Raw genomic sequence first — 20,210 nt, 5'->3', positions numbered from 1 at the left:
TCAGGCTTCGAGCCAGCACTTCGCCAGCGCGTAGCCGTTGCAAAGTTCCTGATGCGGATCGTCCACCCAGCCTGCGACCTTGGCGCCGGTAGCGTCGATGAACTGATTGAACATCGGCAGGATCAGGCCGCCCTCGTCGCGCACCATGACGGCCATGTCGTGGTACATCTGCTTGCGCTTGGCCTCGTCGAGCTCGGCGCGCGCGGCAAGCACCATCTTGTCGAAGTCCGGGCGCTTGAAACGCGTGTCGTTCCAGTCGGCCGACGACAGGTAGGCGGTCGAGTACATCTGGTCCTGGGTCGAGCGGCCGCCCCAGTAGGAGGCGCAGAAGGGCTGCTTGTTCCAGACCTCGTTCCAGTAGCCGTCGCCCGGCTCGCGCTTGATCTCCAGCTTGATGCCGGCCTTGGCCGCGCTCTGCTGATAGAGCTGCGCGGCATCGACGGCGCCGGGGAAGGCGACATCGGAGGTTCTGAGCAGGATCGAGCCGTCATGGCCCGACTTCTTGTAGTGGAATTTGGCCTTGTCCGGATCATACTTGCGCTGCTCGATCTCGGTGAACAGCGGGTAGGAGGCGTTGATCGGGAAGTCGTTGCCGAGCGAGCCGTAGCCGCGCAGCACCTTGTTCAGCATCTCCTCGCGATTGATCGCCAGCTTCAGCGCCATCCTGAGGTCGTTGTTGTCGAACGGCGCCGTGTTGCAATGCATGATGAAGACGTAATGGCCGGGACCGGAGTGGTTGCGGATGGTGACGCCTGGCACGCGCTTGATCAGGTCGACGATCTTCGGCTCGACGCGGTTGATCATGTTGACCTGGCCGCCCTGCAGCGCCGCCGTGCGCGCCGTCGCGTCATTGATGACGACGACTTCGATCTGGTCGGCGTGGCCCATCTTGTCGCCCTGCCAGTAGTTGGCGAAGCGCTCGCCGACATGGCGCACGCCGGGCTCGTTGACCTTGACCTTGTAGGGGCCGGCACTGATGCCGGCGTCGGGCTTGTCCTTGCCGCCGTTCGGCTGGACAATCAGGTGATAGTCGCTGAGCAGATAGGGAAGGTCGGCATTCGGCTCCTTCAGCGTCAGCACCACTTCCTTGCCGCTGGCCTTGATGGTGTCGATGCCCTTCATGTAGCCCAGCGCGCCGGACTTCGACTTCTCGTCCGAATGGCGCTCCAGCGTGGCGGCGACGTCCTCGGCGGTCACCGTCTTGCCGTTGTGGAATTCGACACCGTCGCGGATCTTCAGCGTCCAGGTCTTGGCGTCATCCGAAGCGCCGATCTCCTCGGCGATACGGTTCTCCAGCTTGCCGTCGGGGGAGAGCTCGACGATCATTTCGCCCCAGCACTTGCCGAACGCGAACGGCACCTGCGTCATCATCAGCGCCGGGTCGAGGCTGTTGGTGGATTCACCACCGACGAGGCCGGCTTTCAGCGTGCCGCCCTTGACCGGGCCGGCGGCGCGGGCTGCGCTGGAAAGCAGCGAATTGGCGAAGGGAGCGGAGATGCCGAGCGCGGCGGCGCGGCCGAGAAAATCGCGGCGGCTGAGCTTGCCGGCGGCGACACGACGGCTGAGATAGTCCAGTTCGTTAGACATTGTAGGGTTCCTCACTCTGATGGTTCGACCTTACGGTCGTTTCTCGTTTCTTGAGGAGGATAATGACCGTAAGGGAAAGCGACAAGCAAGACCGAATGCGACATGCCGTGGCGTAAATCGCGCGTCGCAATTGGACCAATCCTGCCAGCGCTCACACGAGGGCGCGCGGAATCGCCTGCTTGAAATCGCGCTCAAACACCAGTTTCTCCCCCTCATAGGCCTCGATTCTGGCGCTGAGGATGAAGTTTTGTGCGTCTGAGCGCATGTTGGCGAAGGTTTCGGTCCGCACCGACCATCCATTCCGCGACAATGTCTGCGTCCAGTGCGTGCTGCCCGTCGCCGACTGCGGGTCGTCCGGATGGATCGCCCAGATCTCGCGGACGATGCTGCCATGGACGAGGTCATGCTCGAGGTCGCGCACCGCGCCGAAATCGTCGGTGATGGAAAGCGTGACGAGGCCGGTCTTCTCGTCGCGATCGATGTGCCGCTCGGAATTGGCGGGCCTGATCGTCTCGGTCGCCCAGGGAGCGGCGCCTTCCGGTTCGGCGAACGAGACCTCGTCGCCTGTCGCCAGCGGGCGCAGCGGCAGTTTGAGCGTTGCCTTCGACAACTGGAGCGTCACCGGCTCCGGCGAGGGCCAAATCATCGGCCAGTAGGCATTTGAGACGGCGATGCGCAGTTTGTGGCCAGCCGGCACCCGGTAGGCGCATTGGTCGAGCACGACCCGCGCCGAAACGCTCTCTCCCGGCACCAGCGCCTCCGGGAACTCATGCGAATTGCGATGCGTCAGGTTGAGCACGCCGTAGGAGATCAGTTCCGAGGCGCCATCGGGATGCACGTCGCAGAGGCGCACCGCGATGTCGGCCTGGCGACGGTCCGAGGCTACCCGAACCTCCAGTTCCGGCGCGCCGACGATGTCGATCGCCTCCTTGAGCTCGGCCTGGTCGAAGCACACCGACAGGGCGTCGTCGGGGCGCTGGTCACCTGGCAGTTCCGGACCGAAGGTGAAGGGAAAATACTCGCCGCCGGCGAGGCCGCAGCTTTGCGGCGAGGCTACGATGGCGGGTTCCTTGCCTTCGGGGATCAGTTCGATCGTTTGTATCTTGATGTTAGGCGACGGCCAGTCCTGTTCCGCGATCCAGCGGCCCGGCCGCTCGGGATGCCAGCGAGCCGGCCGAACGCTGTCCATTACATAGGCGCGGTAATCCGGGTCGGCCTCGACGCCGGTCTCGACGCCTTTCAACCAGCGATCCCACCAGCGCAGCGCCTCCTGCAGGAAGCCGATGGCCGGATTAGGCCCTGCGTAATGCGGGTATTTGTGGATCCACGGGCCGACAATGCCCTTCACCGGCGACTGGATGTTGGTGACGAGGTTGGAGATCGTATTGCGGTAGCCGTCATGCCAGCCGCCGATCGACAGCACGGCCGCTTTGACGGCTGAAAAATCCTCGCAGATCGAGCCGCGTTTCCAGTAGGTGTCGCGATGCTGGTGGCTGAGCCAGAGCGGCAGGAGGAAAGGCTGGTTCTCCAGCCGGCTGAGCCACAGATCGCGCCAGCGGTTGCCGCCGGCGATCAGCGGGTCCGGCGGCCGCGACGAATAGGAGAGCATCGTCGAGGCCCAGCCGAAATTTTCCAGGAGCAGGCAGCCGCCCTTGTAGTGGATGTCGTCGGCATAGCGGTCGACAGTCGAGCACAGGCTGATCACCGCCTTCAGCGCCGGCGGCTGCTTGGCCGCCACCTGCAGGCAGTTGAAGCCGCCCCAGGAAATGCCCATCATACCGACATTGCCGTTGCACCAGGGCTGGCTGGCCGCCCAGGCGATGACGTCGCAGGCATCCTGCAGTTCCTGCTCCGAATATTCGTCGTCCATCAGCCCTTCGGAATCGCCGTTGCCGCGCATGTCGACGCGGATCGAGGCATAGCCGTGGCCGGCGAAATAGGGATGCGTCAGCTGATCGCGAAAGATGGTGCCGTCGCGCTTGCGGTAGGGCAGGTGCTCGAGGATCGCCGGCACCGGATCGTCAGCGGCGTCCTCCGGCATCCAGACGCGCGCCGACAGCCGGCAGCCGTCAGGCATGACGATGCCTATGTCTGGAAATTCGACGACCTTGCGAGGGAATTCAGTGACGGTTTTCATGGGCCGCATAACGCCTTGCCTGGCGGCGACTTTCAACGTTATTCGCGACTGGCGCAGCGAAATATGCGACCTGTCACGATGCTGAGGACCGGCCCCGATCATTCAACTCCAAACTTGCGCTGCTACACTAATTTATGTATTACGTTTATTCACTTTGGCCCGACGCAGACGCACTGGATGATCTCGCCTGAAAATCGTTTGGGATGAGCCGAAGCGCGTGATGAACCTCGAAAACCGGGTCTAGACTTCGCCGATCTGGATATCGAGTTTTTTGCGACTTCAATCGTTTTTCCAGCCAAGGCTGGCCGGTTAATGGCGATTGGCGAGTTCAGGCAGACCATCCTCGCCGTTATTTTCAAGCCGCTTGGTTCCGAAGCGATCTCGGTGATCTCGATGCGGCGTGCCAGCCGAAAGGAAAGGTCAGCGTATGAGCACCCGTAAATCGCGCATTCGAACGCTTACCGACGAGGACGAGGCGAAAATTCAAAAGCAGATTGCTGCCGACCCCGACGATGCAGAGGCAACTGATGAACAACTCGCGCAAGCCATGCCCTTCGCAAAAGCGGTTCCCGAGCTTTTCGAGAGCATAAGGCGTGCTCGCGGCCGACCAGCTGCGGAGAAACCCAAGCAGATCGTGTCCATCCGCCTTGATCAGGATGTCATCAGCAAGTTTAAGGCGACGGGCAAGGGCTGGCAGGCCAGGATAAATGAGGTTCTGAAGAACGCGAAGGTAGGCTAGGGGAAGCGACTCAGCTCAACGGGATGTCGTTGTCAGCTTTACTTGCCTGGTAGATGCCGGAGAGCTCGTCGTAGCGCGCGGAGATTTGCCCGATTCTTGCCTCCAGCCGCTTGCGCTCCGCTTCCGGCAAAGCGCGCACCAGCCGGCGTATGGAAAAGCTCTTCCAGTAGGCGTTCTCGGCGTTGTAGCCGCCGGGGTCGAGGGTGAAGACCTCCTTCAGGATCTTGAGGTCGTGCGGGATGGCAAAACTGTCGCGCGAATCCTCGTGGCTGAAGAGGTAGTAGAAATTGTCGAAGCCGGTCCAGGTGATCGCCGACAGGCAGAGCGAGCAGGGCTCGTGCGTCGCCAGGAACAGCGCATCCCTGGCGTCGACGCGCTCGGCCTTCGGCATTTCATAGAAACGCTTCAGGCAATGCACCTCGCCGTGCCAGAGCGGATTTTCGATCTCGTTGTTGGTCTCGGCGAGCACCAGCGAGCGGTCGTCTTTCCTGAGGATGGCGGCGCCGAACAGCTTGTTGCCGTGAGCAACGCCTTCGGCGGTCTTCGGCACGATGTCATGCTCGATCACGTCGAGCAGGCGGTCGATCAGCGAAATGTCGGTCATGGGAAATCGAACACTCTTAGGGAAGGTGGATCTCGTAGGGGTGCGAGAAATGGCACTCCTCGAGGTTGGAGCCGTCGCCGCCGCGGTCGACGATGAGAAAATCCTGCTCCTCGCCGATCGGCGTCAAAACGCCGTGCCAGAGGTTGCGGCGATAGTTGATGCCCTGCCCGGGCGCGGTGATGAAGGCGTGCGGCTCGCCCGGCCCGTCCTTGGTGTCATGGCAGACGACGACCAGGAACGGGCGCGGCGACAGCGGAATGAAGGCCTGGCTGCCGAGCGGATGGCGCTCGACCATGGTGAGCTTCAGCGGCATCTCGTAGGGCGTGCCGCGCACCATCGAGATCAGCACCTTTGCGTTCGGCCCGGTCGCCTCGGCTGTGGCGAGGTCGTGATAGCGCATCGCCTTGCCGCCGTTGATCGGGTAGCGGTTGTCGCCGCCCATGTCGATGACGTCGCCGAACGGCGCGAAGTTTTCGCGCGTCAGCGACTGGGCGACGATGCGGGTCACCGCGCGCGACTCCCGAGGGCGCCGCCAAGCTTGGCGTGGCGATTGACGTCCTTGTAGAGCAGGTAGCGGAAGTTCCCCGGACCGCCGGCATAGCAGGCCTGCGGGCAGAAGGCGCGCAGCCACATGAAGTCGCCGGCCTCGACCTCGACCCAGTCCTGGTTGAGGCGATAGACGGCCTTGCCCTCGAGCACATAAAGCCCGTGTTCCATGACATGCGTTTCGGCGAAGGGAATGACGGCGCCGGGCTTGAGCGTGACGATGGTGACATGCATGTCGTGGCTGAGGTCGGCCGGGTCGACGAAGCGCGTCGTCGCCCAGCGTCCCTCGGTGCCGGACATCGGGCTCGGCTCGATCTGCTGCTCATTGGTGAAGAAGGCTTCCGGTACGTCGAGGCCGTCCACCGCCTCATAGGCCTTGCGGATCCAGTGGAAGCGGACGGCGTCGCCGCTCTCGTTGCGCGCCGTCCAGCCGCTGGATGGCGGCAGGAAGGCGAAGCCGCCGGGGGCAAGCACATGCTTCTTGCCGGCGAGCGAAACGGTGATCTCGCCCTCGACCACGAACAAAACGCCCTCGGCTTCGGCGTCGAGCTCGGGCCGGTCGCTGCCGCCGCCGGGCAGGACCTCGACGATGTATTGCGAAAACGTCTCGGCAAAGCCGGAGAGCGGCCTGGCGATGATCCATGCCCTCGTCTTGTCCCAGAACGGCAGCGGGCTGGTGACGATGTCCTGCATCACCCCCTTGGGGATGACGGCATAGGCTTCGGTGAAGACGGCGCGGCCGGTCAAAAGCTCGTTCTGGCCGGGATGGCCGCCATGCGGCGCATAATAGGTTCGCTCGGCCATTTTCATCATATCCATGTGCGTTGAAGCCTATTGTGGAAGCATGTCTTTCAGCCGAAGCAGCGCGATGCGCTCGACCTGTTTGCAGGCGGTCTCGAACTCCACGCCGCGGCTATTGCCGATGCGCGCCTCGAACTCCGCCAGGATCTGATCCTTGGTCTTGCCCTTGACCGCGATGATGAAGGGGAAGCCGAATGTGGTGACGTAGGCGGCGTTGAGTTTCGAGAACAGCTCGCGCTCCTTGTCGGTCAGCGCGTCGAGCCCGGCGGAAGCCTGTTCCTTGGCCGATTCCGGCGTCAGCCGCCTGGCCGCAGCCAGCTTGCCGGCGAGGTCGGGATGGGCGTTGAGCACGGAAAGCCGCTCGGCCTCGGTCGCTGCGCGGAAGACGCGGCAGAGCGCATTGTGCAGGCCGGCGGCGCTGTCATGCGCGGGCCCAAGCTCAAGTTCGTAGGCGCGCTCGGCGATCCACGGCGAATGCTCGAAGACGCCGCCGAAGGCATGCACGAAGGCCTCGAACTCCATCCGTGACGGGCGCAGCGCCGGCGCCTGGTAAGGATGCGTCTCCCGCCAATGCCTGGCGATGTCGATGCGCCGCGTCAGCCACACCTTGTCGTGCGACTTCACATAGTCGACAAAACGCTTCAGCGCCGCCACGCGGCCCGGACGGCCGACCAGCCGGCAATGCAGGCCGATATTCATCATGCGCGGCCGCCCCGCCTTGCCCTCGGCGTAGAGCGTGTCGAAACTATCCTTCAGATAGGCGAAGAACTGGTCGCCCGAATTGAAGCCCTGCGGCGTGGCGAAGCGCATGTCGTTGGCGTCGAGCGTGTAAGGGATGATGAGCTGCGGCTTCTCCAGCCCGTCGCGGTCGAACCAGTAGGGCAGCTCGTCGTCATAGGTATCGGAGACGTAGTCGAAGCCGCCTTCCTCGGCGACGAGCCGCACCGTGTTGACCGAAGTGCGGCCGGTGTACCAGCCGGTCGGCCGCGCGCCGGTCACTTCGTAGTGCAGCCGGATCGTCTCCTCGAGATCGCGCTTCTCGTCCTCAGGCGTGTGGTCGCGATAGTCGATCCACTTCAGCCCGTGCGAGGCGATCTCCCAGCCGGCCTCCTGCATCGCCGCGACCTGGTCGGGCGAGCGCGCCAGCGCGGTGGCGACGCCGTAGCAGGTCACTGGCACCTGGGCTTCGGTGAACAGCCGGTACAGCCGCCAGAAGCCTGCCCGGGCGCCATATTCGTAAATCGATTCCATGTTCCAGTGGCGCTGGCCGACCCACGGGGCGGCGCCGACGATCTCGGACAGGAAGGCTTCGGAAGCCCTGTCGCCGTGCAGCACGCAGTTCTCGCCGCCTTCCTCGTAGTTGACGACGAACTGCACCGCGACATGCGCGCCGCCGGGCCATTTCGGGTCTGGTGGATTGGCCCCGTAACCGCGCATGTCCCGTTCGTAACGCATGGTCGCTCCTGCCCGACAATTGAAATGAAGATATCGAAAGGAGTGCTCCAGCATTCCCCCGAAAATTTTTGAAAGTGCTTTTTGCCGCACTCCGCTCGACCGGGACTTATGCATCGCCTTTAATTGGCGCACAATTGACCTGAAAACGTTGGACTGTACCGGCCGTTGGGTTCGTACAGCAAATGGGAGGCGGCCAGTGGCAGAAACGTCGAAAGCCGATGGCGGGCGTCTGACGACCCATGTGCTCGACACCGCGACCGGCAGGCCGGCAAAGGGCCTGTCGATCGAGCTTTTCCGCGTCGAGCGGCAAGGCCGCACCCACCTCAAGACCGTCACCACCAATGGTGACGGCCGCTGCGACGCGCCGCTGCTTGCCGGCGCCGATTTCCGCACCGGCGAATATGAACTGGTCTTCGCCGCCGGCGACTATCTGCGCGGGCAGGGCATCAGCCTGCCGCAGCCTGCTTTCCTCGACATCGTGCCGATCCGCTTCGGCATGGCGGAGGAACGTCACTATCATGTGCCGCTCTTGATTTCGCCTTACGGCTACTCGACCTATCGCGGGAGCTGAGCCATGGTTGAGACCCGCAACGAGATCCGCTTCATCCTCAACGGCGCCGACGTCGCGCTGGCCGACATCGCGCCCGATGCGACCCTGCTCTACTGGCTCAGGCTCAATCGCTCGCTGCGCGGCACCAAGGAAGGCTGCGCCGAGGGCGATTGCGGCGCCTGCACGGTGCTGGTCGGCAAGCTCTCCGCCGAAGGCCTGGTCTATGAAGGCGTCAACGCCTGCATACGCTTCATGGGTTCGCTCGACGGCACCCATGTGGTCACCGTCGAGCATCTGCGCGGCGACGGAGAAAACCTGCACCCGGTGCAGCAGGCGATGGTCGATTTCCACGGCTCGCAATGCGGCTTCTGCACACCGGGCTTCGTCATGTCGCTCTACGCTCTCTGGATGAAGACGCCCAACCCCTCCGACGCGGCGATCGAAAAGGCGATGCAGGGCAATCTCTGCCGCTGCACCGGCTACGAGGCGATCATGCGCGCGGCGCGGGCCATTTCGAGTTACGGCAAGGCGGCCAAGGATCCGCTGGCGGTGGAGCGCAAGGATATCATCGCCCGCCTGGAAGCGCTGCGCGATGGCGCGCGGGTGGAGGTCGGTTCGGGCAAGCAGCGGCTGATCGTGCCTGCTGATGTCGACGATTTCGCCGCCCTGCTCGAGAAAGAGCCGGGCGCCACGATCGTTGCCGGCTCGACCGATGTCGGCCTGTGGGTCACCAAGCATATGCGCGACATTGCGCCGGCGGTCTTCATCGGCGGGCTCGACGGCCTGCGCTCGATGTCGGAGGCCGATGGTGTCATCACGATCGGCGCCGGCGTCACCTACACCGAAGCCTTCGAGACTCTATCCAGGCGCATCCCCGCATTGGGTCCGCTGGTCGACCGCATCGGCGGCGAGCAGGTGCGCAACATGGGCACCATCGGCGGCAACGTCGCCAACGGCTCGCCCATCGGCGACACGCCGCCGCCGTTCATCGCGCTGGGAGCGCGGCTGACGCTGCGCAAGGGCGAGGCGCGCCGCACGATCCCGCTCGAAACCTTCTTCATCGCCTATGGCAAGCAGGACCGGCAGCCCGGCGAGTTCGTCGAGGCGGTGCATGTGCCGGTGCCGGCAAAGGGCACGAAGTTTGCCGTCTACAAGGTCACCAAGCGCCGCGACGAGGACATCACCGCGACCCTCGGCGCCTTCTGTCTGACCCTGGCCAGGGACGGCACCGTGGCCGACATCCGCATCGCCTATGGCGGCATGGCGCCGACGCCGAAGCGAGCCGCGGCGGTCGAGAAGGCGCTGATCGGCAAGGCCTGGACGGAGGAAACCGTGGAGGCCGCGATGGCCGAATATGCCAGCGACTTCACGCCGATAACCGACATGCGGGCGACCGCCGAATACCGGGCGCTGGCGGCAAAGAACCTTTTGCTGCGCTTCCACGTCGAAACCACCGGCACCAGGGCGCCGTTCCAGGTGTCGCGCAACGAGGCGGCCTGATGACCAAGCACGTCCCCAACCTCAAGGCGCAAAAGATCTCTGGCGGCGTCGCCAGCGACCAGCGGCATGATTCCGCGCACAAGCATGTCAGCGGCACCGCGGTCTATATCGACGACATGCCGGAACCGGCCGGCACGCTGCATGGCTGCCTCGGCCTGTCCACCGCAACGCATGCCACCATCACCGGGATGGACCTGTCGGCCGTGCGCGCTGCTCCGGGCGTTGTCGACGTGCTGACGGCGAAGGACGTGCCCGGCGAGAACGACATTTCGCCCACCGGCCGTCATGACGAGCCGGTGCTTGCCGACGGCAAGGTGGAATTCTACGGCCAGCCGATCTTCTGCGTCATTGCCGAGACGCGCGAGGAGGCCCGCCGCGCCACCAGGCTGGCCGAGGTCCAATACAAGGAACTGCCCTTCGTCACCGACGTCGGTGCGCTCGACCCGAATAAGGATAAGCTTGTCACGCCGCCGCTAACCCTGAAGCGCGGCGATGCCGCTGCCGCGATCAAGGCAGCGCCCCGCAAGCTCAAGGGCAAGATGCGCGTCGGGGGCCAGGAGCATTTCTATCTCGAAGGCCACATCGCCATGGCCATTCCGGGCGAGGACCAGGACGTCACCATCTATTCCTCGACCCAGCATCCAAGCGAAGTCCAGCATATGGTGAGCCACGCGCTCGGCGTGCCGAGCAATGCCGTCATGGTGGAAATCCGCCGCATGGGCGGCGGCTTCGGCGGCAAGGAAACGCAGGGCAACCAGTTTGCCGCGCTCGCTGCCATCGCTGCCAAGCGTCATCATCGCGCGGTCAAGATCCGGCCCGACCGCGACGACGACATGACCGCCACCGGCAAGCGGCACGATTTTCTCATCGACTATGAGGTCGGCTTCGACGATGACGGCAACATCCTCGGCGTCGACTTCATGTTCGCGGCGCGCTGCGGCTTTTCCTCGGACCTCTCCGGCCCGGTGACGGACCGCGCGCTGTTCCATTGCGACAACACCTATTTCTGGCCGACGGTGCATGCGCAGTCGGCGCCGCTCTATACCAACACCGTGTCGAACACCGCCTTCCGCGGCTTCGGCGGCCCGCAAGGCATGGTCGGGGCCGAGCGCGTCATCGACGAAGTGGCCTTTGCTGTCGGCAAGGACCCGCTCGAGATCCGCAAGAAGAATTTCTACGGCATCAGCGACCGCAACATCACGCCCTACCACCAGACGGTCGAGGACAATGTCATCCACCGCATCATCGCCGAACTGGAAGCGAGCTCGAACTATGCGCGGCGCCGGCGCGAGATCAGCGCCTTCAACAACAACAGCCGCTTCATCAAGCGCGGGCTGGCGCTGACGCCGGTCAAGTTCGGCATCTCGTTCACCGCCACGCACTACAACCAGGCAGGCGCCCTGGTGCATGTCTATACCGACGGTTCGGTGCACCTGAACCATGGCGGCACCGAGATGGGGCAGGGCCTCTATCTCAAGGTGGCGCAGGTCGTGGCGGAAGAATTCCAGATCGACCTCGACCAGGTGAAGATCACCGCGACCACCACCGGCAAGGTGCCGAACACATCGGCCACCGCGGCATCGTCCGGTTCCGACCTCAACGGCATGGCGGCGCAGAACGCCGCCCGCCAGATCAAGGACCGGTTGACCAATTTCGCCTCGGAGAAATACCAGGTGCCGCGCGACCAGGTGCTGTTCCTGCCCAACCGGGTCCTCATCGGCAACCAGGAGATCCCCTTCGGCGACCTCGTCAAGCAGGCCTACATGGCCCGCATCCAGCTTTCGGCGGCCGGCTTCTACAAGACGCCGAAGATCCACTGGAACCGCGACAAGGGTGAGGGCCGCCCCTTCTATTATTTTGCCTATGGCGCCTCCTGCTCTGAGGTGTCGGTCGACACGCTGACCGGCGAATATGTCGTCGAGCGCACCGACATCCTGCATGAGACAGGCCGCTCCCTGAACCGCGCCATCGACCTCGGCCAGATCGAGGGCGGCTTCATCCAGGGCATGGGCTGGCTGACCACCGAAGAACTCTGGTGGGACGACAAGGGCCGGCTGCGCACCCATGCGCCCTCGACCTACAAGATCCCGCTCGCCTCCGACCGGCCAAAGATCTTCAACGTCACCCTCGCCGACTGGTCCGAGGCAAACGAGCCGACCGTGCACCGCTCCAAGGCGGTCGGCGAGCCGCCCTTCCCGCTCGGCATGTCGGTGCTGCACGCGTTGTCGGACGCAGTCGCAAGCGTCGCCGATCATAGGATCTGCCCGCGCCTCGACGCGCCGGCGACGCCGGAACGGGTGCTGATGGCGATCGAAAGGCTGAAGCAAGCCGCAAAACCGGCCTGAACGAGCCAAAAGGTGCAAATCCGGCCCGAAAGGCCTACATTTCCGTGCAGGGACATGCAGTCGATGAACTCGAAAGCGCAAAGTCTGAAGGACTTTCTCGGTCGTGCCGGCCGGGTCGCACTCGTCGAGGTCGCGGCCACCAAGGGCTCGACGCCGCGCGAGGCCGGCGCCTTCATGCTGGTCTCCGCATCGGCGATTTTCGGCACCATCGGCGGCGGCCAGCTCGAGTATATGGCGATCGACAAGGCGCGGCAGATGCTGGGCGGGCGGGCGGCATCTCGATCCGCGACCAGGGAAGCGCGCATCGAGGTCGATGAGGTCTGCGCCACGCTCGACGTCCCGCTCGGACCCGAGATCGGCCAGTGCTGCGGCGGTCGCGTCGAGGTGCGGATACGCCCGGTCGATGCGGCCCTCGAACAGGGATTGATCGCCAAGGCCGAATCGGAAGAGGCGCATCTGCCGCATGTCTATGTCTTCGGCGGCGGCCATGTCGGCCAGGCGCTGGCCGCGTCGCTGGCGCTGCTGCCCGTCCATGCCGTCGTCGTCGAGACGCGGGCGGATGCGCTGGAAGGCATGCCGGAAACGGTCGAAACGCGGCTGACGCCGATGCCCGAGGCCGTGGTGCGCGAGGCGCCGGCGGGATCGGCCTTTGCCGTCCTCACCCACGACCATGCCCTCGATTTCCTCATCGTCGCCGAGGCTCTGAAGCGCGACGACACCGCCTATGTCGGCATGATCGGCTCCAAGACCAAGAAGGCGACTTTCAGGCACTGGTTCCTGAAGTCGTACGAGGGCAGCGAGGCCGAATTCCACCGCCTCGTCTCACCGATCGGCGGCAATGCCGTGAAGGACAAGCGTCCGCCGGTGATTGCAGCACTTGCCGCCGCCGAGATCATGACGGCGCTGGTGTCGCATGCCGTCCAGGCATCGGCTTCGACCGCGCCCGAAAAGGTGATGGCCCGCTGAGACCGGTCGCCGCGTTTTCTGAGGCGCCTGCGCAAAGCTGCGAGATATGACTGCCGCTCACAGCTGCTCGTCGCTTTCGTCGTTTCCCAAATCGGTCCGGAACGTGTTTTGTGCGCGCCTGACGAACACGAGTGGTGAGCACGGGGCGAGCATATGGACGTTTTGCGGATAGCGGCATTTTCGGACGGGAACACCGGCGGCAACCCCGCCGGCGTGGTGATTGGCGATGTTTTGCCCGATGCCGCTGACATGCATCGCGTCGCGGCCGAGGTCGGCTTTTCGGAAACCGCCTTCGCCGCGCCCGATGGCGACGGCTGGCGTGTGCGCTATTTCTCGCCGGAATCGGAAGTACCGTTTTGCGGCCACGCCACCATTGCGCTGGGCGCGGCGCTGGTCAGACAGTTCGGCGACGGCGTTTTCAAGCTGACCCTCAGCCAGGCCAACATCACCGTCGAAGGATTCCGCGACGGCTCCAACATTGTCGCCGCGCTGCAATCGCCGCCGACGCGCAGCAAGCAGGCACCGTCGGAACTGGTCGCTGAAATGCTGGCGTTGTTCGGTTACGCAGCCGGTGATCTCGATCCAGCTATTCCCCCCGCGCTGATCCATGGCGGCTCAGACCATTTCGTGCTGGCGCTGAATTCACGCGAGGCGCTTGCCGCGATGGCTTATGATTTCAAGGAGGGCCAGGCGCTGATGCGTCGCGAAGGGCTGGTCACGATCCTGCTTGCCTATGCCGAAGCGCCGAGCCTCTTCCATACGCGCAATCCCTTCGCCTCCGGCGGCGTCTACGAGGATCCGGCGACTGGCGCCTCGACCGCCGCCTTTGCCGGCTATCTGCGCGATCTCGGCTGGCCGCATGGCGGCTCGATCGACATTGTCCAGGGCGAGGACATGGGCGCGCGCTCACGCCTCCATGCCGAAATTCCGCCGGCTCCCGGCAGCTCGATCAGGGTTTCGGGGACGGCCCGGCTGATGGGCGCACAGGCTGAAGGCGCTTAGACCGGCCGTTTGAGGCCGAGATGTTCGCGCAGCGTGCGGCCTTGATAGTCCTTGCGGAACAGGCCGCGCCGCTGCAACTCCGGCACGACCAGCGTCGCGAAAGCGTCCAACTCGCCCGGAAACCAGGACGGCATCACATTGAAGCCGTCGGCCGCGCCGCCTTCGAATCGCTCTTGCAACGCGTCGGCGATCTCCTCCGCCGTGCCGACCACGCGCCAATGGCCGCGCGCGCCGGCAAAATAGCGCGCCAGCTCACGGATCGAGAGGCCGTCGCGCCGTGCCTGCTCGATGACCAGCGCCTGCCGGCTCTTCATGCCTTCGCTTTCCGGCAGTTCGGGCAGCGGTCCGTCGATCGGATAGCGCCCGAGATCGGAGATGCTGAGATAGCTGGAGAGCAAAGCGACGCCGACATCGTCGGGGATCAACTCCTGCAGCGCGTCGTATTTGGCCTGCGCCTCGGCCTTTGTCGCCGCGACGATAGGCGCCACGCCGGGCATGATCTTGATGTCGTCGGGTTGCCGTCCATAGGCAGCGAGCCGGCCCTTGAGATCGTCATGGAAAGCCTTGGCCTCCTCCAAGGTTTGTGCCGCCGAGAACACGACGTCGGCGGTCCGCGCGGCAAGGTCCTTGCCGTCGTCGGAGGCGCCGGCCTGCACCATCACCGGCGCGCCCTGCGGCGAGGGCTCTATGTCGAGCGGGTCGCGCACCGAAAAGCTCTGACCGTCATGGCCGGACGCCCTGCGACGCCACAGACCGGTGACGACGGTGGCGAATTCGCGGGCGCGTTCGTAGCGGTCCGCATGCGGTCTGAGGCCCGTCGAGCCGAAATTTGCGGCTTCGATCGGGCTGGCCGAGGTGACGAGGTTCCAGCCGGCCCGCCCGCCGCTCAGATTGTCGAGCGAGGCAAACATGCGCGCCAGCCCGTAGGGTTCGTTGTAGCTGGTCGACGCCGTCGAGACGAGGCCGATGCGCTCGGTCTGCGCGGCGAGGGCTGAAAGCAGGCTGACCGGCTCGAAGCCGATCGAGCGCGAGGTCTGGCTGGCGATCTGGACATTGGCTTCGCGCAGGCCGGCAGCGTCTTCGCAGAAGACCATGTCGAACTTCGCCGCCTCGGCTGTCCGCGCGAGCTTGATGTAGTGGTCGATGTCGATGCCTGCCGTCACATGCGCGTCCGGATGGCGCCAGGCGGCGATGTGGTGGCCGGTCGCCCACAGGAACAGGCCGAGCTTCATCTGGCGCGCGCTCATTGTCCGCCTCCCGCGCCGAGACCGAGATGATCGCGCAGCGTCGCCCCGGCGTCAGTCGATTGGGTCAGGCCGCGGCGAAGGTCCGGCAGCACACGATCGAGGAAGTTGTCGAGCGCCGAGATATCAGCCGGCAAAGCAAAGTTGAGACCGTCCCAGCCCTGCGAGGCGAACCAATCGTCCAGACTGTCGGCGGCGAGCTCTGCAGGGACGGTCGCCAGCACCTTCACCGCTTCCGGCTTGCGTCCGACGGTCTGCACCCGGCGTTTCAGATCGTCACAGACGGCTTTCGCGTCCTCTGGCGATGGCTCGTCGAGCATGACGACGTCGGCTGCTGCGGCGGCGAAGCTTCGATCGGCCGCCGCCAGGCCGGACACGACCAGCACTGGCGCATCCTGCGGCGAGCGGGCGACGTTGAGCGGCCCGCGCACCGAGAAGAACTCGCCCCTGTGGTCTAGGAGATGCATCCTTTCGGGATCGTGGAAGCGGCCTGCGGCCTTGTCGAACAATAGCGCTTCCGCGTCCCAGCCCTGCCACAGGCCACGCACGATGCCGATGAATTCTTCCGCGCGGCGATGGAAATCACTGTCGGCGATGCCTTCCGGCCGGCTGAAATTCGCCGCCTCGCGCGGGTTCTGCCGCATCGTCGCGTTCCAGCCGGTCCGGCCATGGCTGATGATGTCGAGCGACGCAAAACGGCGCGCCAGATTGTAAGGCTGGTGCGCCAGCGTCGAGGCCGTGGCGACGAGCCCGATCCTCTCTGTCACCGTCGCCAGCGCCGCCAGCAGCGTCGTCGCCTCGAACGGGCTCGTCGATCGATTGTGGCTAGGGAGGGAATCGGAGATGACGACCATGTCGACCCCGGCCGCCTCCGCTTTCCGGACGAAGCCGGCGATGCGGCTGAAATCCAGGCCGGCCTGTCCATCGGCGGAAGCGATGTCGAGCGAAACGGCGAGATGCATTGTGCTGCCCATTGTCTGCTAGCGACGTCGCTACCAACCTAGGCCCGCCCTCGCGCAAGGCAACCGGATCGAATGGGCCAGCGCGCCGTCACTTGCCGGCCAGCCCCTACTTGCCGGCCAGCCCCTACTTACCGGCAAGGATGTCCTTGATCAGCCGCTGGCAGCGATCGGCCATGAAGTCGAGCAGCAGTCGCACCTTCGGATCCTGCAGCTTCTTGTGCGGATAGACGGCGGCGAACTGCACCGGCGTCGGCGGCGTCTTCGCCAGGATCACCTTCAGCCGCTGGTCGCGGATGAAGGGTTCCACCTCGAAGCGTGGCTTGTTGATTATGCCGCGCCCGGACAGCGCCCAGCCGGTCAGCACGTCGCCGTCGTCCGTGTCGTAGGGGCCGTGCACTTCGAGCTTCTGCACGCCGCTCGGCGTCTGCAACGTCCAGACGAATTCGCGCGTGCCGGAATAGCGCAACATCAGGCAGTCGTGCTTCTTGCCGACCAGTTCCTGCGGCTCGGTCGGCTCGCCGCGCGCTTCGAGATATTTCGGCGCCGCCACCAGCACGCGCTCGCATTCCATGATGCCGCGCATCCGAAGGCTGGAATCCTCGATAATGCCGAGCCGGAAGGCGACGTCGATGCCTTCCTTCATGATGTCGACATTGTGGTCGGAGAGTCTCAGCCGCACCTCGATATCGGGGTATTTGTCGTGGAAGTCCGGAATGCCGGAGGCGATCAGGCGCCGGCCGAGGCCGAGCGGCGCCGTCACCCTGATCGTGCCGCGCGGCTGGCCGGAAAGCGCGGCGACCGCAGCCTCCGCCTCGGTGATCGCGTCCAGCACCTGCTTGGCGCCGGTATAGAATACGGTGCCGTGCTCGGTCGGCATCAACTGCCTGGTGGTGCGGTTGAACAGCCGCACACCGAGGTGCTTCTCCAGCTCCTTGATACGGTTGGAGGCGACCGCCGGCGAGATCCGCATGTCACGCCCGGCCGCCGAGAGATTGCCGAGCTCGACGACGCGGACGAAGACGGCGATGTTGTCGAGATAGGCCATGCGGCTTTCGCGGCTCTCAAACGGCGATGTGCAGTGAGCCTAGTATTTTCCATTTTTTTTTGAAAGTCATCGCGCACCTCGCCTCTTTTCGTTTCGGCGCCAGCCCGTAAAGTCGTGCAATCGGCGGGGACGACTTCCCAAGGGCAACACGATGCTGGATTTTGCGATTTTCTGGGACTGGCTGAGTTTTGCCGTCCGCTGGCTGCATGTCATCACCGGCATCGCCTGGATCGGCTCGTCCTTCTATTTCGTCGGCCTCGACCTCGGCCTGCGGCAGCGCCCGGGCCTGCCTGCCGGCGCCTTCGGCGAGGAATGGCAGGTGCATGGCGGCGGTTTCTACCACATCCAGAAATACCTGGTCGCGCCGGCCGAAATGCCGGAGCATCTGACATGGTTCAAATGGGAATCCTACGCCACCTGGCTGTCGGGCTTCGCCATGCTCTGCGTGGTCTATTATGCCGGCGCGGACCTGTTCCTGATCGATCCCAACGTGCTCAACGTCTCGGTGCCAGTCGGCATCCTGCTGTCGCTGGCAACAATCGGCGTCGGCTGGATCGTCTACGACCTGCTCTGCCGCTCGCCGCTCGGCAAAAGCGACTCCGGCCTGATGCTGGTGCTCTATTGCGTGCTGGTGTTCATCGCCTGGGGGCTGACGCATCTCTTCACCGGCCGCGCCGCCTTCCTGCATCTCGGCGCCATCACCGCCACGATCATGTCGGCCAACGTCTTCATGGTCATCATCCCCAACCAGAAGATCGTCGTCGCCGACCTGATCGCTGGCCGCAAGCCGGACCCGAAATACGGCAAGATCGCCAAGCAGCGCTCGCTGCACAACAACTACCTGACCTTGCCGGTGCTGTTCCTGATGCTGTCGAACCACTACCCGCTGGCCTTCGGCACCGAGTTCAGCTGGGTCATCGCCTCGCTGGTCTTCATCATCGGCGTGCTGATCCGGCACTATTTCAACACGGTGCACGCCCGCAAAGGCAACCCGACCTGGACCTGGCTCGGTGCCGCCGTGCTGTTCATCATCATCATCTGGCTGTCGACCGTGCCGAAGGTTTTGACCGGCGAGCCGAAGACTTCCGCCGCATCCGCGGCCGCCCAGGTCTACATGGCCTCGGCGCATTTCCCGGCCGTGCGCGACACCGTGCTCGGCCGCTGCTCGATGTGCCATGCCGAGCAGCCGGTCTATGAAGGCATCTACCATGCGCCGAAGGGCGTGATGCTCGACACCGACGCGCGCATTGCCGAGCATGCCAGCGAAATCTACCTGCAGGCCGGCCGGGCGCATGCCATGCCGCCCGCCAACGTCACCCAGATCACCGACCAGGAACGGGCCCTTTTGGTGGCCTGGTTCGAAGGCGCCGGAAAGTAAGCATGACATCAAAGCTCCTGCGTGGCCGCACGCTCTCCTTCCTGCGTTGGCCCGAAGCGATAGACGACCATTCCGCCTGGCGTTACGAGGAGGATGGCGCGCTGCTGATCGACGGCGGCAAGATCGTCGCCGCCGGTCCGTATGCCGAGGTCCGGAAGCGCGTGGCCGCAGGCGCCGAGACGATCGATCATCGACCGCATCTCATCCTGCCGGGTTTCATCGACGCCCATGTCCATGTCCCGCAGATGCAGATCATCGCCTCCTACGGCGCCGAGCTGCTCGACTGGCTGAACAAATACACTTTCCCGGAAGAGTCGAAGTTCCAGAACGCGCAGCATGGCCGCCGCATCGCCAGGCTCTTCCTCGACGAAATGCTGCGCCAGGGCACGACGACCGTCGCCGCCTATTGCTCGGTGCACAAATCTTCCGCCGAAGCCTTCTTCGCCGAGTCGCATGAGCGCAACATGCTCAACATCGCCGGCAAGGTGATGATGGACCGCAACGCGCCGAAGGGCGTGCTCGACACGCCGCAGACCGGCTATGACGACAGCAAGGCGCTGATTGCCGAATGGCACGGCAAGGGCCGGCAGCTCTATGCGATCACGCCGCGTTTTGCCATCACATCTACGCCCGAGCAGATGGAGATGGCCGGCGCGCTCTGCCGCGAGCATCCCGATCTCCACATGCAGACGCATCTGTCGGAGAACCATGCCGAGATCGCCTTCACCCAGGAGCTTTTCCCCTGGTCGCGCGACTACACCGACGTCTATGAGCATTACGGCCTGCTGGGCAAAAAGAGCCTGTTCGGCCATTGCATCCATCTGTCGGAACGCGAGGCGGATGCGCTGTCGCAGTCGGGCTCGGTGGCGGTGTTCTGCCCGACCTCCAACCTGTTCCTCGGCTCCGGCCTGTTCGACTACCAGCGCTATCGCCGCCGCGAGAAGCCGCTCAGGATCGCGGCCGCCACGGATGTCGGCGGCGGCACCAATTACTCGATGCTGCGCACCATGGACGAGGGCTATAAGGTGATCGCGCTGAACGGCGAGAAGCTGAACCCGTTCCAGTCCTTCTGGCAATTGACGCGCGGCAATGCGGAGGCGCTGTCGGTTTCCGAAAAAGTAGGCACGCTCGCTGAAGGCACCGACGCCGATATCGTCGTGCTCGACGCTCACGCTACGCCGGCGATGCGGCTGAGGATGGAGACGGTGGAAACGCTGGCAGAGGAACTTTTCCTGCTGCAGACGCTGGGCGACGACCGCGCCGTGCGCGAGGTCTATGTGGCGGGCCGGCCGGCGAAGAGCGCGATTGTCGCATAGATCGAATGCGCTCTTCGCTTGACCCCGCGTCAG

Annotated in this window: 17 protein-coding genes and 1 pseudogene; 9 read left to right on the top strand and 9 right to left on the bottom strand. The window is 64.5% G+C overall.

Annotation, left to right across the window (positions count from 1 at the left end; genetic code table 11):
* On the bottom strand, positions 1–1,587 hold the full coding sequence (locus EN874_RS10370; RefSeq protein ID WP_127424691.1) for an ABC transporter substrate-binding protein: 1,587 nt from the start codon (positions 1,585–1,587) through the stop codon (positions 1–3).
* Positions 1,588–1,738: 151 nt separating this feature from the next.
* Positions 1,739–3,724: a CocE/NonD family hydrolase gene (locus EN874_RS10365; RefSeq protein ID WP_127424690.1), complete on the bottom strand. Its 1,986-nt coding sequence runs from the start codon at positions 3,722–3,724 to the stop codon at positions 1,739–1,741.
* 187 nt (positions 3,725–3,911) lie between these two features.
* Between EN874_RS10365 and EN874_RS10360 the strand changes: the two are divergent.
* Positions 3,912–4,165, top strand: a pseudogene (locus EN874_RS10360) (BrnT family toxin).
* Positions 4,152–4,463 (top strand): BrnA antitoxin family protein, encoded by a 312-nt coding sequence (locus EN874_RS10355; RefSeq protein WP_127424689.1) that lies wholly within the window; start codon positions 4,152–4,154, stop codon positions 4,461–4,463. Before EN874_RS10360 ends, EN874_RS10355 begins: the two are co-directional and overlap by 14 nt.
* Before the next feature lie 10 nt (positions 4,464–4,473).
* On the opposite strand, the gene EN874_RS10350 is transcribed toward EN874_RS10355, so the two are convergent.
* The 4 genes from EN874_RS10350 to puuE are packed head-to-tail and all read right to left on the bottom strand — an operon-like array spanning position 4,474 to position 7,869.
* The gene (locus EN874_RS10350; RefSeq protein ID WP_127424688.1) at positions 4,474–5,067 is read right to left on the bottom strand and encodes a nucleoside deaminase; all 594 of its coding nucleotides are present in this window, start codon (positions 5,065–5,067) and stop codon (positions 4,474–4,476) included.
* 16 nt (positions 5,068–5,083) lie between these two features.
* Complete coding sequence (locus EN874_RS10345) at positions 5,084–5,575, bottom strand: ureidoglycolate lyase (protein ID WP_127424687.1); 492 nt, start codon at positions 5,573–5,575, stop codon at positions 5,084–5,086.
* Positions 5,572–6,432 carry a bifunctional allantoicase/(S)-ureidoglycine aminohydrolase gene (locus EN874_RS10340; RefSeq protein WP_127424686.1) on the bottom strand — a complete coding sequence of 287 codons (861 nt, stop codon included), beginning with the start codon at positions 6,430–6,432 and terminating at the stop codon, positions 5,572–5,574. Before EN874_RS10340 ends, EN874_RS10345 begins: the two co-directional genes overlap by 4 nt.
* 12 nt (positions 6,433–6,444) lie before the next feature.
* On the bottom strand, positions 6,445–7,869 hold the full coding sequence (puuE, locus tag EN874_RS10335) for an allantoinase PuuE (protein WP_127424685.1): 1,425 nt from the start codon (positions 7,867–7,869) through the stop codon (positions 6,445–6,447).
* Between the two features lie 196 nt (positions 7,870–8,065).
* Here puuE and uraH point away from each other — a divergent pair, with 196 nt between their 5' ends.
* From uraH to EN874_RS10310, 5 genes are all read left to right on the top strand, one after another.
* Positions 8,066–8,440, top strand: coding sequence for a hydroxyisourate hydrolase (gene uraH / locus EN874_RS10330; protein WP_127424684.1), 375 nt, complete (start codon positions 8,066–8,068; stop codon positions 8,438–8,440).
* A gap of 3 nt (positions 8,441–8,443) precedes the next feature.
* Complete coding sequence (gene xdhA, locus EN874_RS10325) at positions 8,444–9,919, top strand: xanthine dehydrogenase small subunit (RefSeq protein WP_127424683.1); 1,476 nt, start codon at positions 8,444–8,446, stop codon at positions 9,917–9,919.
* The gene (gene xdhB, locus EN874_RS10320; protein ID WP_127424682.1) at positions 9,919–12,264 is read left to right on the top strand and encodes a xanthine dehydrogenase molybdopterin binding subunit; all 2,346 of its coding nucleotides are present in this window, start codon (positions 9,919–9,921) and stop codon (positions 12,262–12,264) included. The genes xdhA and xdhB overlap by 1 nt, the downstream gene beginning before the upstream one ends.
* A gap of 63 nt (positions 12,265–12,327) precedes the next feature.
* On the top strand, positions 12,328–13,230 hold the full coding sequence (gene xdhC, locus EN874_RS10315; protein WP_127424681.1) for a xanthine dehydrogenase accessory protein XdhC: 903 nt from the start codon (positions 12,328–12,330) through the stop codon (positions 13,228–13,230).
* A 153-nt stretch (positions 13,231–13,383) separates the two neighbouring features.
* Complete coding sequence (locus EN874_RS10310) at positions 13,384–14,232, top strand: PhzF family phenazine biosynthesis protein (protein WP_127424680.1); 849 nt, start codon at positions 13,384–13,386, stop codon at positions 14,230–14,232.
* Here the strand turns inward: EN874_RS10310 and EN874_RS10305 are convergent.
* From EN874_RS10305 to EN874_RS10295, 3 genes are all read right to left on the bottom strand, one after another.
* The gene (locus tag EN874_RS10305; protein ID WP_127424679.1) at positions 14,229–15,479 is read right to left on the bottom strand and encodes an LLM class flavin-dependent oxidoreductase; all 1,251 of its coding nucleotides are present in this window, start codon (positions 15,477–15,479) and stop codon (positions 14,229–14,231) included. The two genes, EN874_RS10310 and EN874_RS10305, sit on opposite strands and share 4 nt — an antisense overlap.
* Positions 15,476–16,438, bottom strand: coding sequence for an LLM class flavin-dependent oxidoreductase (locus EN874_RS10300; protein WP_127425025.1), 963 nt, complete (start codon positions 16,436–16,438; stop codon positions 15,476–15,478). The genes EN874_RS10305 and EN874_RS10300 overlap by 4 nt, the downstream gene beginning before the upstream one ends.
* A gap of 124 nt (positions 16,439–16,562) precedes the next feature.
* Entirely contained in the window at positions 16,563–17,483 is a 921-nt protein-coding gene (locus tag EN874_RS10295; protein ID WP_126086331.1) for a LysR family transcriptional regulator, read from the bottom strand.
* A gap of 151 nt (positions 17,484–17,634) precedes the next feature.
* Here EN874_RS10295 and EN874_RS10290 point away from each other — a divergent pair, with 151 nt between their 5' ends.
* On the top strand, positions 17,635–18,861 hold the full coding sequence (locus EN874_RS10290) for a urate hydroxylase PuuD (protein ID WP_127424678.1): 1,227 nt from the start codon (positions 17,635–17,637) through the stop codon (positions 18,859–18,861).
* Between the two features lie 2 nt (positions 18,862–18,863).
* Positions 18,864–20,177 (top strand): guanine deaminase, encoded by a 1,314-nt coding sequence (gene guaD / locus EN874_RS10285; RefSeq protein ID WP_127424677.1) that lies wholly within the window; start codon positions 18,864–18,866, stop codon positions 20,175–20,177.
* Positions 20,178–20,210: the final 33 nt, after the last annotated feature.

This window comes from Mesorhizobium sp. M1D.F.Ca.ET.231.01.1.1, assembly GCF_003999155.2.
Taxonomy (GTDB): Bacteria; Pseudomonadota; Alphaproteobacteria; order Rhizobiales; family Rhizobiaceae; genus Mesorhizobium.
Note: the sequence above shows the minus strand (reverse complement) of the source record. Positions and strands in the feature narration are given on the sequence as shown.